16 protein-coding genes are annotated in these 14,562 nt (G+C 58.1%); 11 read left to right on the forward strand and 5 right to left on the reverse strand.

From position 1 onward, the window contains the following. Positions 1–55 precede the first annotated feature (55 nt). From C8N31_RS09520 to C8N31_RS09535, 4 genes are read left to right on the forward strand one after another with little or no spacing between them, the layout of a single operon-like run. Entirely contained in the window at positions 56–1,243 is a 1,188-nt protein-coding gene (locus C8N31_RS09520; protein ID WP_025049254.1) for a glycine C-acetyltransferase, read from the forward strand. After that, on the forward strand, positions 1,240–2,214 hold the full coding sequence (locus C8N31_RS09525; protein ID WP_025049255.1) for a PLP-dependent cysteine synthase family protein: 975 nt from the start codon (positions 1,240–1,242) through the stop codon (positions 2,212–2,214). Before C8N31_RS09520 ends, C8N31_RS09525 begins: the two co-directional genes overlap by 4 nt. Next, positions 2,201–3,241 (forward strand): L-threonine 3-dehydrogenase, encoded by a 1,041-nt coding sequence (tdh, locus tag C8N31_RS09530; protein WP_025049256.1) that lies wholly within the window; start codon positions 2,201–2,203, stop codon positions 3,239–3,241. Before C8N31_RS09525 ends, tdh begins: the two co-directional genes overlap by 14 nt. Positions 3,242–3,294: 53 nt before the next feature. Beyond that, positions 3,295–4,293 carry a phosphatase domain-containing protein gene (locus C8N31_RS09535; protein ID WP_025049257.1) on the forward strand — a complete coding sequence of 333 codons (999 nt, stop codon included), beginning with the start codon at positions 3,295–3,297 and terminating at the stop codon, positions 4,291–4,293. On the opposite strand, the gene C8N31_RS09540 is transcribed toward C8N31_RS09535, so the two are convergent. Next, a complete protein-coding gene (locus tag C8N31_RS09540; protein WP_025049258.1) occupies positions 4,290–5,024 on the reverse strand; it encodes a metallophosphoesterase family protein in 735 nt (244 codons plus the stop codon). The genes C8N31_RS09535 and C8N31_RS09540 overlap by 4 nt on opposite strands. 52 nt (positions 5,025–5,076) lie before the next feature. Beyond that, entirely contained in the window at positions 5,077–6,024 is a 948-nt protein-coding gene (locus tag C8N31_RS09545) for a LysR family transcriptional regulator (protein WP_025049259.1), read from the reverse strand. A 120-nt stretch (positions 6,025–6,144) separates the two neighbouring features. On the opposite strand from C8N31_RS09545, the gene C8N31_RS09550 reads away from it, so the two are divergent. After that, positions 6,145–6,513 carry a hypothetical protein gene (locus tag C8N31_RS09550; protein WP_025049260.1) on the forward strand — a complete coding sequence of 123 codons (369 nt, stop codon included), beginning with the start codon at positions 6,145–6,147 and terminating at the stop codon, positions 6,511–6,513. Between the two features lie 46 nt (positions 6,514–6,559). Here C8N31_RS09550 and serA read toward each other — a convergent pair whose 3' ends face one another. Both serA and C8N31_RS09560 read right to left on the reverse strand, forming a co-directional pair. Further along, positions 6,560–8,155 (reverse strand): phosphoglycerate dehydrogenase, encoded by a 1,596-nt coding sequence (serA, locus tag C8N31_RS09555; protein ID WP_025049261.1) that lies wholly within the window; start codon positions 8,153–8,155, stop codon positions 6,560–6,562. Between the two features lie 87 nt (positions 8,156–8,242). Continuing rightward, the gene (locus C8N31_RS09560) at positions 8,243–9,382 is read right to left on the reverse strand and encodes a phosphoserine transaminase (RefSeq protein WP_025049262.1); all 1,140 of its coding nucleotides are present in this window, start codon (positions 9,380–9,382) and stop codon (positions 8,243–8,245) included. A gap of 157 nt (positions 9,383–9,539) precedes the next feature. Between C8N31_RS09560 and serB the strand changes: the two genes are divergently transcribed. The 4 genes from serB to C8N31_RS09580 are packed head-to-tail and all read left to right on the forward strand — an operon-like array spanning position 9,540 to position 11,566. Then, positions 9,540–10,415, forward strand: coding sequence for a phosphoserine phosphatase SerB (serB, locus tag C8N31_RS09565; protein WP_025049263.1), 876 nt, complete (start codon positions 9,540–9,542; stop codon positions 10,413–10,415). 55 nt (positions 10,416–10,470) lie between these two features. Continuing rightward, the gene (locus tag C8N31_RS09570; protein WP_025049264.1) at positions 10,471–10,803 is read left to right on the forward strand and encodes an ArsR/SmtB family transcription factor; all 333 of its coding nucleotides are present in this window, start codon (positions 10,471–10,473) and stop codon (positions 10,801–10,803) included. Then, a complete protein-coding gene (locus tag C8N31_RS09575; RefSeq protein WP_025049265.1) occupies positions 10,796–11,239 on the forward strand; it encodes an SRPBCC family protein in 444 nt (147 codons plus the stop codon). Before C8N31_RS09570 ends, C8N31_RS09575 begins: the two co-directional genes overlap by 8 nt. A gap of 12 nt (positions 11,240–11,251) precedes the next feature. Further along, positions 11,252–11,566: a YciI family protein gene (locus C8N31_RS09580; protein ID WP_025049266.1), complete on the forward strand. Its 315-nt coding sequence runs from the start codon at positions 11,252–11,254 to the stop codon at positions 11,564–11,566. A 15-nt stretch (positions 11,567–11,581) separates the two neighbouring features. Here the strand turns inward: C8N31_RS09580 and C8N31_RS09585 are convergent, their stop codons facing one another. Next, positions 11,582–12,562, reverse strand: a complete 981-nt coding sequence (locus tag C8N31_RS09585) for an asparaginase (protein WP_025049267.1) — start codon at positions 12,560–12,562, stop codon at positions 11,582–11,584. A 175-nt stretch (positions 12,563–12,737) separates the two neighbouring features. Here C8N31_RS09585 and C8N31_RS09590 point away from each other — a divergent pair, with 175 nt between their 5' ends. Beyond that, on the forward strand, positions 12,738–13,268 hold the full coding sequence (locus C8N31_RS09590; RefSeq protein ID WP_025049268.1) for an invasion associated locus B family protein: 531 nt from the start codon (positions 12,738–12,740) through the stop codon (positions 13,266–13,268). Between the two features lie 108 nt (positions 13,269–13,376). Continuing rightward, entirely contained in the window at positions 13,377–14,561 is a 1,185-nt protein-coding gene (gene rlmN / locus C8N31_RS09595; RefSeq protein WP_025049269.1) for a dual-specificity RNA methyltransferase RlmN, read from the forward strand. The last annotated feature ends 1 nt before the right edge of the window (position 14,562 follow it).

Raw genomic sequence — 14,562 nt, forward strand, 5'->3', positions numbered from 1 at the left:
CTGCTATTCCGGAAATGCTTCCGATATGATAGAGGGCCCGCAAAGGAGCCTCATCATGACCCAAGCCTATCTTGACCATCTCACCGAAACGCTCGCCCAGATTGACGCCGAAGGTATGATGAAACGCGAACGTCTGATCACCTCGCCTCAGGGCGGCGAGATCACCGTGGGCGACCGAAAGGTGATCAACCTTTGTGCCAACAATTACCTCGGTTTGGCCGATCATCCCGACCTCATCCAAGCGGCCGAAGCCGCGATGGACCCCAAAGGGTTCGGCATGGCATCCGTGCGGTTTATCTGCGGCACCCAAGACATTCACCGCGAGCTGGAACAAAAGCTCGCAACGTTTCTGAACAAGGACGATTCGATCCTGTTTGCCGCTTGTTTTGATGCCAACGGCGGTCTTTTTGAGCCGCTTCTTGGTCCAGAAGATGCCATCGTTTCCGATGCGTTGAACCATGCGTCGATCATTGACGGGATCCGGCTCTGCAAGGCGAAACGCTATCGCTATGCCAACAGCGATATGGCCGATCTTGAAGGGCAACTGAAACAGGCCCGTGAGGACGGCGCAAGATTCATCATGATCGCCACCGACGGTGTGTTCTCGATGGATGGCTATCTGGCCAAGCTGCCGGAGATTGCCGCGCTAGCGCAAAAGTATGAGGCGCTGGTGATGGTCGATGATTGCCATTCCACCGGCTTCATGGGTCCGCAGGGCGCAGGAACGCCGGCGCATTTTGGCGTCGATGTTGACGTGTTGACCGGCACCTTGGGCAAGGCGCTGGGCGGGGCCATTGGCGGGTATATCGCCGGACCGCAACCGGTGATCGATCTGCTGCGCCAAAGGGCGCGGCCATATCTGTTTTCCAATTCACTGCCCCCGTCCATCGTGGCGGCGGGGATCAAGGCTTTGGAACTGGTGATGCAGGGTGATGATCTGCGGGCCAAGCTGTTTGAAAACACCGCCTATTGGCGCGCCGGTCTGGAACGGCTTGGCTTTGATCTGCTGCCGGGGGAACATCCGATTGTGCCCGTGATGCTGGGCGAGGCACAGCTGGCGCAGGACATGGCGGCGCGATTGTTTGAAGAAGGCGTCTATGTATCGGGATTCTTCTTTCCGGTGGTGCCGCGCGGGCAGGCCCGGATCAGAACCCAGATGAACGCAGCCCTCACTCGCGATGAACTGGACCGCGCCTTGGTTGCATTTGAAACAGCGGGCAAAGCCTGCGGCGTGTTGAAATGACGGATATCAAAGCCTCAGTGATTGACGTGATCGGGAATACCCCGCTTGTCGATCTGAGCCGTATCACCGCGCACCTGGGGCTAGAGGGGCGGATTCTGGCCAAGTTGGACAACCTGTTGCCCGGCTATTCCAAGAAAGACCGCGCCGCCCGGCAGATCATTGAGGCGGCCCGCGCAGATGGGCGGCTCAAATCCGGTCAGCCGGTTGTCGAACTGACCTCTGGCAACATGGGTACGGGTCTTGCGATTGTCTGCGGCGTTTTGGGTCATCCGTTTACGGCGGTGATGAGCGCGGGCAATTCCACTGAACGTGCCCGAATGATGCGCGGGTTGGGCGCCGAGGTGGTGATTGTGCCACAAGCCAGCGGCGGCATTTCCGGTCAGGTGACAGCGGCGGATCTTGAGGAAGTCGATCAAGAGGTGCGGCGGATCACCGAACAGACGGGTGCCTTTCGCGCCGATCAGTTCGAAGACCCGGGCAATCCCGCAGGCCATGAAACAGGCACCGGGCCAGAGCTATGGGCGCAATCTGGCGGTACGGTCACGGCGTTCTGCGATTTTGCCGGATCAGGCGGGACACTGGCCGGCGTGGCGCAGGCGTTGGCGCCAAAGGGTGTGCGCTGCTATGCGGTTGAGCCTGCTGGCGCCGAGGTGATCGCGGGCCATCCCGTATCTGATCCGAACCACCCCATTCAGGGTGGCGGCTATGCCATGGCTGACCTTACCCATCTTGAGGCAACCAATATTGCCGGAACGCTGGCTGTCACCGGACCAGAGGCCCGCGATGCGGCGCGAATGCTGGCGCAGCTTGAGGGGGTGTTTGGTGGCTATTCCGCGGGCGCAAATCTGGCCGCCGCCATTGCCTTGCTGCGCGGGGCCGAGCGCGGCGGAACCGTTGCGATGATCGTCTGTGACAGCGGGCTGAAATACCTGTCCACGGATCTGTGGGAGGATCAAAATGACCACCAATGAAATGAAAGCCCTGTCCAAGCTGCACGCCCGCGAAGGGCTTTGGATGACCCACGCGCCCGTGCCGGAGATCGGCCCAGATGACGTGCTGATCCGGATCAACAAGACCGGCATCTGCGGCACCGATATCCACATCTGGAATTGGGATGAATGGGCGGAAAAGACAGTGCCTGTGCCGATGATCACCGGGCATGAGTTTGCCGGTGAGATTGTCGAGCTTGGCCGCAATGTCGAAGGGCTTGAGATTGGGCAGCGCTGTTCTGGCGAGGGGCATTTGATCGGCAAGAACTCGCGGCAGAGCCGTGCGGGAAAGTTCCACCTTGATCCGGCCACGCGCGGTATCGGGGTGAATGAACAGGGCGCATTTGCCCAATATTTGCGCCTGCCCGCGTTCAACGTCGTACCGCTGCCGGATGAGATTTCAGACGATATCGGTGCGATCCTTGATCCCTTGGGCAATGCTGTGCACACCGCCCTCAGCTTTGATCTGGTGGGCGAGGATGTGTTGATCACCGGGGCCGGCCCAATCGGCATCATGGCCGCTGCTGTGGCGCGGCATGTGGGCGCACGGCATGTAGTGATCACCGACATCAACGAGGATCGTCTGGCATTGGCGCAAAAGGTCACGGATGTTGTGCCGGTCAATGTTGCCAAGGACGATTTGCGTGATGTGATCCCGCGTCTGAAGATGAAACAGGGGTTTGACGTGGGTCTCGAAATGTCCGGCAATCAGGTCGCACTTGACCAGATGGTTGAGGCGATGACGATGGGCGGACGCATTGCCATGTTGGGTATACCGCCGGGCAAAAGCCCTGTGGATTGGTCGCGCATCGTGTTCAAGGCGATCACCATCAAAGGCGTCTATGGCCGCGAGATTTTTGAGACTTGGTACAAGATGATTGCCATGCTGGAAAACGGTTTGGACATCTCGGCAATCATCACCCATCGGTTTGGGGTCGATGACTTCGAACAGGGGTTCGCCGCGATGAAATCGGGTCAATCGGGCAAGGTGGTTCTGGACTGGACCTGAGGTATTGTCGCGGCTGGAGGGATCCAATCCCCCGGCTGCGGCGTTAGCCTCTTATGATCAAGAAAACACTGCACGCAATTGCATGGCGGGCCGAGCGCCTGCTGGACCGGATCAAAGGGCAGCGTGATCCACGGCGGATCATTGAGCCCTACATCGGTTATGCCAATCCCGATCATATCGTGGTGCGGGGCAGGGTGTTGACCGCCTTGCGCCGCAATGCGCCCACCCCCACCCAATCGCGGTGGGTCAATTTCAAGCAGATGTTCTCGCTGTTTCTGACGGACGAAGTGGCCAACGTTACGGTTCAATCAGGCAAGATAAATGCGATCAGCGACGATGAAGGTTATTTCACGTTGCTATTGCCCCGAGACCGGCAAAGCGGCTGGGTGGATATCCCTGTCACCATCGCAGGGCAGACGGGGCAAACCCTTTGTCCGGTGCTGGTTCCGGACGGGACAGCACGGTTTGGTATCATTTCGGATATTGACGACACGGTTCTCAAAACCGGTGCCTATTCCCTGATCCGCAATCTGTGGAATTCGCTGACCGGCAATGCGCTGACGCGGCGGATCTTCCCTGATGCAGTCACTTGCCTGCAATTACTTTCAGAAGGGGGGCGGAACCCGGTCTATTATGTCAACTCAAGTCCGTGGAACCTGCACCACTTTCTTGACCGGATTTTTCATCTGGCTGATCTGGTGAAAGGCCCAAAATTTCTGCGCGATCTGGGGCTCAGCCAGACCCAATTTGTGACCGGCACCCATGGCGATCACAAAGGCGGCGCGATTGACCTTTTGATGGCGGCCAATCCGCAGCTTGGCTATGTCTTGATGGGGGATACGGGCCAGCATGATGCAATGGTCTACCGCGATGCTGTACTGCGCCATCCGGGGCGGGTGATGGCGGTGGTTCTGCGCGAGCCAGGGCCGGGGCCAGATGCCCAAAGCCGCGCCGCGATGGACGAGATCCGCGGCGCAGGCGTTCCGGTGCTCAGCGCCGTTGATTTTGCAGGTGTTGCGCCGTCAATCGATGCCATCGCAGCGCAAGATTAGGCGGAAGGCACCAATGACGTGCGGCCCTGATCGGTCAACAGCCAGCAATCAACACCCTCAAACACTGCAACGCTCAAGGGTTTGCCAAAACCCGCGCCACTGTCGAGATTGACGCGGTTGCCATAATGCGTGGCCTTGGCCACCGGCGTATGGCCGTGGACAATCAGCTTTGGATGCTGGCGCGGATCATTGTGAAACTCCTGCCTGATCCAGATCAGATCGTGCTCGGTCTGATCGGCAAGCGGAACACCGGGTCTGATCCCTGCATGACACAGAAACAACTCTTCGTTCTGATAGGACAGGTCCAATCCGGAAAGAAAATCGACATGCGCCTGCGGCACGGCGGATCGTGCCTGTTCATGCACCTCCGACTTGCGATCGGTCTCTACAAATTCTACCCCATAGGACGCCAAGGTGGTGTCACCGCCAAGCCGTTGATGAAGCCAATAAAGATTGATGGGCAAATGTGGGTCGTGCCGCGGCGTTTCTTCCATGAAATGCGTGAACATGCGGTCATGATTGCCAAGAATGAAATGCCAATTCCGGCCCTGTGACTGACCGTCAATCAGCAAGTCCAACACCGCTTTGCTGTCTGGGCCTCTATCGGTGTAATCGCCGAGGAACACGATCTTTGCGTCCGGTCCGCCGTCCTGTTCGACCAGGCCAAGAACCCGCTGCAATTCGGCCAATTGGCCGTGAATATCGCCGATGGCATAAATCTGCTCTGTCATGAGATCGCTGGTAGCGGACGCGGCCCGAAATGAAAAGGTTGGTCTGCGGTGTCTAAAGCGGCAAACCCCTGCCCGGTTGGTCGAGCGCGGACATCAGATCCGCAATACTGTCGCGCAGCCACTGGTGGGCTGGTGCTGTGGTATGTTTGCGATGCCAGCTCATCCCGACGAGCGGAACTTCAATCGGCATCGGGGCGGGCCGGATGGCAAGGCCGTGGGTGGCTGCCATCTTTACCGCCATTTGCAGCGGGATCAGCGCCAGATGATCGGTCTTGGCCACCGTGCTGCACACCCCATGCATGACAGGCAGGCTCATCACGACACGGCGGGTTTTACCGATCCGCGACAGGGCGGTATCTCCGGTTCCGGCATAGTTTCCTTCTGGCGAAAACAAGATATGGCCAAGGGTACAGTAGGTCTCAAGGTCAAGCGCGGAAGAAGGCGGCAGGCCATCAAGGCAAGGGTGGTCACCACGTGCGACCATCACCATGGGAGATTCAAAAATGGGCCGCCAATCCATCCAGCCGGGGATCTCAAAATGCGGCGCAAGCGCCAGATCTATCTCATGGTTTTCCAGTTTGCCGCCGTGCTGACCTGGCATCAGATCGACCATTTGCACCCGCACACCCGGTGCGGTCTGGCACAGAAAAGTGGCCAGATCAGGCATCAACAATTCAGAAAAGAAATCGCTACCGGACACGCGAAAACTGTCCTGCGCCTCCAGAGGATCAAACGCAGGTGGCCCTGACAATATGGCTTCTGTCTGATCCAGAATACGGCGCAGCGGTTCTGACAGAGTTAGGGCGTAATCTGTGGGCTCCAACCGGGGGCCGATCCGCACAAACAGAGGATCTTTCAAATGCTCCCTGAGCCGCCCCAGCGCGGCCGAAACCGCTGGTTGGGACAGACCGATCATCTGCCCCGCACGGGTGGTGGAATGGGTCTCTAGCAAGGCGCGCAGAACCCGCAGGAGATTGAGATCAAAGGTGCGTAAATCCATATTCTGTATGATGATAATACAAATAATAAATTTTTGATATGCCGCCGGGTATGCAACCCTGCGCTAGCGACAATCAGCCTGTAGTCACGTGAATTACAAGCATTTCAAACGGGGACCATTATGAAAGGAATTGCGCTCTATTTCTTGTTGGCCGGCATCGTGTCGGGGATTTGCGGTATGGTTTGGGGCATCCAAATGTCCGCCTCGCAAAACCACGATCTTTCACCGGCACATGGACACCTCAACCTGATAGGCTGGGTCGGAATGACGCTGTTTGCGGTGTTTTACCATGTGGTGCCCGCAGCGGCGCAAAATGGCTTGGCTCGGATTCATTTGATCGTCTCGCTGACAGGGCTGATCCTGATCGTTCCGGGAATTGCAGTGGTGCTATCGGGCGGTACCGATGTGCTGGCCAAGGTCGGATCGGTTGTTGCCCTGGTCAGTATGCTGTTGTTTCTGGCGGTGGTGCTGCGGACGCGGCAAAGCTGAAACTTCAAGGGAGTTGGCGCAGCCGTTGCCGCGCCAACGATTGATCTTAAGCCACTTCAAACGCGAGCGGTTTAACCTGCGTAAACAGACCTGTGCCTTGCAGTTTGTCGATGACAGAGGCTGGCACGACATCATCCACATAAAGCAACGCAATTGCCTCGCCCTTTGCCTCGGACCGACCAAGGGTAAAGTTGGCGATGTTCACGCCGTTCTCACCCATGGTCTGACCCAAGGCACCGATGATGCCCGGCACGTCTTCGTTGGTGGTGTAGACCATGTGCGCACCGACCTCGGCGTCGATGTTGATGCCCTTGATCTGGATGAACCGCGGCTTGCCATCAGAGAACACAGTGCCAGCCACGGAACGCTCGCGCTTCTCCGTCACAACGGTGACTTTGACATAGCCGTCAAACACCCCTGATTTGTCCTGATTGGTTGTGCTGATTTGGATGCCCTTTTCACGGGCGACCACGGGGGCGCTGACCATGTTCACATCCGGGTTGGCGCGTTTCATGATCCCGGCAACCACACCGCAATTGAGCGCATCAAGGTTCATTTCGGCCACGGTGCCATCATAAAGGATGTTGATCGCCTTGATCGGCTCATCCGTCATCTGGCCGATGAACGCGCCCAGATGCCCGGCCAGTTTGACCCATGGCCCCATCACTTTGGCCTCTTCGGCAGTGACCGACGGCATGTTCAGCGCGTTGGAAACCGCGCCAGTCAGCAGGTAATCGGACATCTGCTCTGCCACTTGTAGCGCCACGTTTTCCTGCGCTTCAGATGTGGCCGCGCCAAGGTGCGGCGTGCAAACCACGTTGGGCAGGTTGAACAGGGGGTTCTCTGTCGCCGGTTCCTTGGCAAACACATCAAAGGCGGCGCCAGCGACGTGACCGGACTTAAGCAGATCGGCCAGTGCCTCTTCATCCACCAGACCGCCGCGCGCGCAGTTGATGATCCGAACGCCTTTCTTGGTTTTCTCAAGGTTCTCACGGCTCAGGATATTGGCGGTCGCCTCGGTGAAGGGCACATGCAGGGTGATGAAATCAGCGCGGTTGAGCAGCTCATCCAGTTCAACCTTTTCAACGCCCATCTTCTCGGCCTTTTCTTCGCCAAGGAAGGGATCATAAGCCACGACTTTCATCTTGAGCCCACGTGCCCGGTCACAAACGATGCCGCCAATGTTGCCCGCGCCGATCACACCAAGGGTCTTGCTGGTCAGCTCGACCCCCATGAACTTGGATTTTTCCCATTTGCCTGCGTGAGTCGACGCGCTGGCCTCAGGGATTTGGCGGGCCACGGCAAACATCATCGCAATCGCGTGTTCGGCTGTGGTGATCATGTTGCCAAAGGGCGTGTTCATCACGATCACACCCTTCTTGGATGCGGCCTCTTTGTCGATGTTGTCAGTGCCGATCCCGGCGCGGCCAATGACCTTGAGATTGTCCGCCGCGGCCAAAATCTTTTCCGTCACCTTGGTGGCAGAGCGGATAGCGAGACCGTCATAATTGCCGATGATCTCGGCCAGCTTTTCTTTGTCCTTGCCCACATCGGGCTGGAAATCGACGTCAATGCCGCGATCTTTGAAGATTTGCACAGCTGCATCGCTGAGTTTGTCGGAGATGAGAACTTTGGGAGCCATGGGTCTGGTCCTTTATTGAATGGGGGAGGTGTGGCGGGGCAATCCCCGCCGCAAGAATGGGTAGGGCGGGATAGATCCCGCCAATGCTCAGGCGTTGATTTCGGCCTCAAACGACCAGGCGAGCCACGGCAACATGGCGGCCACATCTGAGGTTTCCACCGTGCCACCGCACCATATCCGCAGGCCGGGAGGGGCATCGCGGTAGGCGCCGATATCCAGTGCCACATCCGCATCCGCCAGCCGCTTGGCCACAGCCTTGGCAAAGGCTGCGCCATCGGTGATCCGCTCATCGGAGAACTTCAGGCAAACCGAGGTGTTGGAGCGGATGACAGGATCAGCCGCCAGAAAATCAATCCAGTCATGAGCTTTGACAAAATCGGCCACGGCCTGCGCGTTGGTATCGGCACGGGCGATCATGCCCTGCAAGCCGCCAACGGATTTGGCCCAAGTCAGGGCTTGCAAATAATCCTCAACACACAGCATGGAGGGCGTGTTGATCGTCTCGCCCCGGAAAATACCTTCGTTTAGCTTGCCGCCTTTGGTCATGCGAAAAATTTTGGGCAGGGGCCACGCGGGCGTATAGCTTTCCAGACGTTCGACCGCGCGTGGGCTCAGGATCAGCATCCCATGTGCCGCCTCACCGCCCAGAACCTTCTGCCAAGAGAAGGTTGTCACATCCAGCTTGTCCCACGGCAGATCCATCGCAAAGGCGGCGGATGTTGCATCGCACAGAGTCAAACCCGCGCGGCCCTCTGGGATCGCATCGCCATTGGCCATGCGCACGCCTGAGGTGGTACCGTTCCAAGTGAAACACACGTCATTGTCATAATTCAGCGTCGTCATATCGACGATCTCGCCATATTCGGCGGTGTGGGTTGTTGCCTCAATCTTGAGCTGTTTGACCACATCCGTGACCCAGCCCGCGCCGAAGCTTTCCCAAGCGACCATTTGCACCGGCCGTTCGCCCAGCATGGACCACATAGCCATCTCAAACGCGCCGGTGTCAGAGGCGGGCACAATGCCGATCCGGTAATCGGCAGGCACGCCAAGGATCTCGCGAGTTGTCTCGATCGCCTCAAGCAGCTTTGCCTTGCCGACAGCGGCACGGTGCGAGCGGCCAAGCGGGGCGTCCGACAGATTGTTCAGATCGAATGTGGGGATTTTGGCGCAGGGGCCAGAAGAAAAACGCGGATTGGCCGGCCGCGTTGCCGGTTGTTCAATAGCCATGAATGCTACCCTCTCAGATATGCGCCCTTCGTTGGGGAAGGGTGTCCCACGGATCGAAATACGGGCAGGCGACCTCTGGCACAAGCCGCAAAACGGGGCTAGAACGCCGCTTGGGTCGCTTTTTGCGACATCATTGGCGCGGATCGGAAACTTCCCCATGTTTACAGTTGTTTTGCTCACCTCTCCGGAAACAAAGGGGCTTGAGCCTGCCTTGGTTGAAAGCCTGCGCAACGCGTGGGGCGGCGGAGATGCGGTTTGGCTCTCACCGGATGAAGCGGCGGAGTTTAACGTGCAGACCGTCCCTGCGAATCTCTGGGAGGTTTGGGAAACCTGTCAGGATATGGGGGTGGATCTTGTGATGGTGCCCACCGAAGGCAGGCGCAAAAAGATGCTGCTGGCGGACATGGACAGCACGATGATCCAGCAAGAGTGCATTGATGAGCTGGCGGATGAAGCAGGCGTAGGCGAGCGCGTAAAAGACATCACCGCCCGCGCGATGAACGGCGAATTGGATTTTGACGGGGCGCTCAAGGAACGGGTTGGCCTGATGGCAGGGCTGGACGCTGCCGTGATCGATAAGGTGCTGGCAGAACGTATCACCCTGATGCCGGGCGGCGCGGCCCTGCTGGCCACCATGAAGGCGCATGGTGCCTATGCGGCATTGGTTTCTGGCGGATTCACCGCCTTTACAGCCAAGGTCGCAGGCACGCTTGGATTTGACGAAAACCGCGCCAATTCCCTGCTAATCGCAGATGGCAAGCTGACTGGTGAAGTCGGCATGCCGATCCTCGGCAAACAGGCCAAAGTTGATGCGTTAGAGCAGATCACCGCCCGACTGGGCCTTACCGATGAGGATGTTCTGGCGGTTGGTGACGGGGCCAACGATCTGGGCATGTTGACCCGCGCAGGGCTTGGCGTTGCACTGCATGCCAAGCCGACTGTTGCCGCGCAATGTGATGTCCGGATCAATCACGGCGATCTCACCGCGCTGCTGTTTGTGCAGGGCTTTAGCCGCGACGATTTTGCGACTTAACTTGGCTTTAATACTTAACGGTTTACTTAATTAACGAATCTGTTAAGTTGAGGTCATGAACAACATGACCCGCACTTTTGCTGCCCTTGCTGATCCAACCCGCCTGACGGTGGTGGAAGAGCTGATGCAGCGGGGCGAATTGCCTGCGGGTGATCTTGTTTCACATGTCGGCATGTCGCCGCCCGCGGTCTCGCGGCATCTCAAGGTGCTGCGCGAGGCGGGTGTGGTGACACAGCGGGCGGATGGCACCAAACGATATTACCGTGTTGCCCCGGAATCGATGCGCGCAATTGTGGATTGGACAATTGCGCACCGTAGCTTTTGGGAGGCCAGCCTTGACCGGTTGGATGCGATTTTGGCTGAGGAGGGGGGTGCGCACAATGAGTGACATCAGACTGGAACGGGAATTTCCCGTCACACAGAAACGACTTTTCGAGGTGCTGACCACCCAGTCCCACATTGTGCAATGGTGGGGGCATGACGGCTGGATCATGATCGAGGAACAACTTGATTTCTCGCGCACCGGACCGTGGTTTGCCGACATGCGCAGCGAAGAAGGCAACCGGTTCAAACTGTCCGGTCAAGTCACACGGGTTTCACCGCATGACATCATCGGCTTCACTTGGGGCTGGCACGACGAAGAGGACCAGCGCGGGCCCGAAAGCCATGTCACCTTTACCATCGCCGAAACCGCCAAAGGGGCGCGGTTGGTGGTGGATCACCGCGAGTTGGTCTCGGACGATATTGCAGCACAACACGAAAGAGGTTGGGGCGGCCCACTGTCACGGCTTGAGCGCCTGTTGAGCATCGAAACCAAAAATTAGGAGGAGGAAATTATGCCAGAGTTTATGTTTGCCTATCACGGCGGGAAAATGCCCGAGACACCCGAAGAGGGCGCCAAGGTAATGGCCGCTTGGGAGGCGTGGTACAAAGATCTGGGTGAAAGTGTTGTCCATCCCGGCAATCCCGTCGGCATGTCCAAGACGGTCAGCTCCGGCGGGATCGCTGATGATGGTGGATCAAATCCTTTGTCGGGTTTTACCATTGTCAAAGCGGACAGCATCGAGGCGGCCTGCAAAATGGCGGCGGCCTGCCCGATGGTCGCAGATGGCAGCGGCACCGCCGAAGTCGCCCCTATCGTTGAAATGTAAGACCGGTCCGGCGGGTCAGTTCAGGCCCGCCGCTGGTTTCAGAACACCTGTTTCAATCCCCCGCCAGTTTTTGATCGGCGCATTCAGCCGCTTCAACGTGGCGGGGTGATTGGCGTCCAATACCCCCAAACGCACAAGCAAGGCCGCGATGGCACATTCCGCCGCGCGGGTGGTGCCGCAGGCCGCCTTGAGCGCGATACCCAGTTTCTGCTCGGGCAGGATCGCGATAAAGAACCCTTCGGCACCGGTCTTAAGTGCCACTTTGCCATCCATCGCACGCATCAATTCGGTGCAGGCCCGCCCTTCGCCGGCGACCAATTCGGGGTGCAGGCGCATTGCCTGATGCAACCGCGCCTCTGCGCTGCCCTCCGCTGCATTGGCGAAATGGGCCATGGCGCGGGCCATACCATGCAAGGTGCTGGCGTAATTCGGCGCAGAACAGCCATCAATGCCATAGCCCGGTGATGTTTCCTGCGTAACGGTCTCAAACGCCTCAAGGCATGCGCGCTGGATCGGGTGGTCGGGGTCAACGTAATCCGCGCCGCCGCCCAGATGCTGGTTCAGCGTCAGGAACCCTGAATGCTTGCCCGAGCAGTTGTTGTGGATCTGGCAGGGCGTTTCATGAGCCCGGATCAGCGCCTCGCGGGCAGGAGTGTCGCTGGGTTCTTGCGGGCCGCAGCGGAAATCATCATCGTTCAGCCCAAGTGTCTCAAGCCAGACAGCAACCCGGTCCGTGTGGATCGCCGCGCCCTGATGAGAGGCGCAAGACAGCGCCAATTGTTCCGTTGTCAGCCCGGCCTTATCAGCCGCACCAGAGGTGATCAAAGGCAAGGCCTGGATCATCTTGGAAGAGCTGCGTGGCAGGATCACCGCCTCTGGATTGCCCCATGCGTCAACGATCTGGCCAGTGCCGTCGCAAATCACCGCATGCCCCGAATGCACGCTTTCGAGGAAGGGACCGCGCCAAATTTCTGCAAAGGGGGCCGGATTGGTCATGATTTCGTCCTTTTCGTGGGCGAAAACCTGCCAATCAGGCTTTCGTCGGTCGCGTGTTTGGCGTTAATATGCTTGTTGTCGAGAGTATAACAGACCCAGCAAAAGAGCGATCCACATTAAGGTTGGCCAAGGGATCTGGATAAATTGAGGTAGAAGTCAGCTGGAGGCTGCACAGATGCGAACTGGAAGAACACTTGGATATGCGTTTGGGTTTATGGCCCTTGCCGCATTCCCCGCTGCCGCGCAAGAACAAAGCACAAACCGGGTTGCCGCAAAAACCGATTGGAGCGTTTTTGTCGAAGACAACCCAACGGAATGCTGGGGCGTTTCAACACCTAAGGAATCTGTAAACACCCGCGACGGGCGCGTTGTGGCGGTGAACCGGGGTCAAACCCTGCTTATGGTTTTTTATCGTCCCTCTGCCGGTGCCAAGGGTCAGGTTGCCTTTACCGGCGGCTATCCGTTTGCGGCCGGTTCCACAGTCAACATGGATATCTCCGGTAACACGTTTGAGCTGTTCACCGAAGGCGAATGGGCCTGGCCTGCGACCACCGATGACGATGCCAAGATCATCACGGCGATGAAACGCGGCGCGACTGCGATCCTTGCGGGCCGGTCCGGGCGCGGCACCAACACCAAAGATACCTTTTCTCTGCTGGGCTTTACCGCCGCTGTGGAAGACGCGGGAAAACGCTGCGGCGGGTAAATCCTGTTGTGGTTTGTCAAAACGGCCCTGCCTGCGCGGGGCTGTTTTCTTTTGATCCGGGCGCGATCCTCTATATAGAGGCGCATCACCCCTCATTGGAGATTCGCCATGTCCGGCACTGCACCGATCACACAGGACGTCATGACCATTCCGCGCAAATTGCCGGATGGGCCAATGAACCTTGTCGGGCTGACGCGGGAAAAACTGCGCGAAGTTCTGATTGCCAGCGGTACACCTGAAAAACAGGCCAAAATGCGGGTCGGCCAGATCTGGCAGTGGATTTATCTCTGGGGCGTGCGCGACTTTGCCGAGATGACCAACCTGTCCAAAGCGTATCGTGCCGAACTGGCGGAACAATTTGTCATTGAGATTCCCGAAGTGGTCACACGGCAAATCTCCGAAGATGGCACGCGCAAATACTTGGTGAAAATTGCGGGCGGTCACGAGGTCGAGATTGTCTATATCCCCGAGGATTCACGCGGCACGCTGTGCATCTCCTCTCAAGTGGGTTGCACGTTGACCTGTTCGTTCTGCCATACCGGCACCCAAAAACTGGTTCGCAACCTGACCGCGGCTGAAATCATTGGTCAGGTGATGGTGGTACGCGATGACCTGGGCGAATGGCCCGAGATTGGTGCGAAAAACGTCGAAGGGCGGCTTTTGTCGAACATCGTTTTGATGGGCATGGGCGAGCCGCTTTATAACTTTGAGAACGTGCGCGACGCGATGAAGATCGCAATGGATGCTGAGGGCATTCAGCTGTCTCGCCGCCGCATTACCCTGTCCACCTCTGGCGTAGTGCCAGAGATCGCCCGCACCGCCGAAGAGATCGGCTGCCAGCTTGCCGTTTCATTCCATGCCACCACGGATGAGGTGCGCGACAAGCTGGTGCCGATCAACAAACGCTGGAACATCGAGACATTGCTGGATGCCCTGCGGGTCTATCCCAAAGTGTCTAACTCTGAACGGATTACATTTGAATATGTGATGCTGCACGGGATCAACGACAGCGACGAAGACGCCCGGAGATTGGTGAAATTGATCGATGGCATTCCCGCCAAAATCAACCTGATCCCGTTCAATGAATGGCCCGGCGCCCCTTACAAACGCTCGTCAAACAACCGCATCCGCGCGTTTTCCGAGATCGTCTACAAGGCCGGCTATGCCAGCCCCGTCCGCACCCCGCGCGGCGAAGACATCATGGCCGCCTGCGGACAGCTGAAGTCTGCCACCGAACGCGAACGCAAATCCCGCAAGCAGATCGCCCAAGAGGCGGGCCTGACAGGAAACTGAC

The sequence above is a fragment of the Sulfitobacter mediterraneus genome (assembly GCF_003054325.1).
Taxonomy (GTDB): Bacteria; Pseudomonadota; Alphaproteobacteria; order Rhodobacterales; family Rhodobacteraceae; genus Sulfitobacter; species Sulfitobacter mediterraneus.

Bases quoted from the DNA above. Each gene is read 5' to 3' on its own strand.
- C8N31_RS09570 (WP_025049264.1), top strand. From the start codon at position 10,471: ATGAACAACATGACCCGCACTTTTGCTGCCCTTGCTGATCCAACCCGC.
- rlmN (WP_025049269.1), top strand. From the start codon at position 13,377: ATGTCCGGCACTGCACCGATCACACAGGACGTCATGACCATTCCGCGC.
- C8N31_RS09525 (WP_025049255.1), top strand. From the start codon at position 1,240: ATGACGGATATCAAAGCCTCAGTGATTGACGTGATCGGGAATACCCCG.
- C8N31_RS09575 (WP_025049265.1), top strand. From the start codon at position 10,796: ATGAGTGACATCAGACTGGAACGGGAATTTCCCGTCACACAGAAACGA.
- C8N31_RS09590 (WP_025049268.1), top strand. From the start codon at position 12,738: ATGCGAACTGGAAGAACACTTGGATATGCGTTTGGGTTTATGGCCCTT.
- C8N31_RS09580 (WP_025049266.1), top strand. From the start codon at position 11,252: ATGCCAGAGTTTATGTTTGCCTATCACGGCGGGAAAATGCCCGAGACA.
- C8N31_RS09520 (WP_025049254.1), top strand. From the start codon at position 56: ATGACCCAAGCCTATCTTGACCATCTCACCGAAACGCTCGCCCAGATT.
- tdh (WP_025049256.1), top strand. From the start codon at position 2,201: ATGACCACCAATGAAATGAAAGCCCTGTCCAAGCTGCACGCCCGCGAA.
- C8N31_RS09560 (WP_025049262.1), bottom strand. From the start codon at position 9,382: ATGGCTATTGAACAACCGGCAACGCGGCCGGCCAATCCGCGTTTTTCT.
- C8N31_RS09550 (WP_025049260.1), top strand. From the start codon at position 6,145: ATGAAAGGAATTGCGCTCTATTTCTTGTTGGCCGGCATCGTGTCGGGG.
- C8N31_RS09545 (WP_025049259.1), bottom strand. From the start codon at position 6,024: ATGGATTTACGCACCTTTGATCTCAATCTCCTGCGGGTTCTGCGCGCC.
- C8N31_RS09535 (WP_025049257.1), top strand. From the start codon at position 3,295: ATGATCAAGAAAACACTGCACGCAATTGCATGGCGGGCCGAGCGCCTG.
- C8N31_RS09585 (WP_025049267.1), bottom strand. From the start codon at position 12,562: ATGACCAATCCGGCCCCCTTTGCAGAAATTTGGCGCGGTCCCTTCCTC.
- serB (WP_025049263.1), top strand. From the start codon at position 9,540: ATGTTTACAGTTGTTTTGCTCACCTCTCCGGAAACAAAGGGGCTTGAG.
- serA (WP_025049261.1), bottom strand. From the start codon at position 8,155: ATGGCTCCCAAAGTTCTCATCTCCGACAAACTCAGCGATGCAGCTGTG.
- C8N31_RS09540 (WP_025049258.1), bottom strand. From the start codon at position 5,024: ATGACAGAGCAGATTTATGCCATCGGCGATATTCACGGCCAATTGGCC.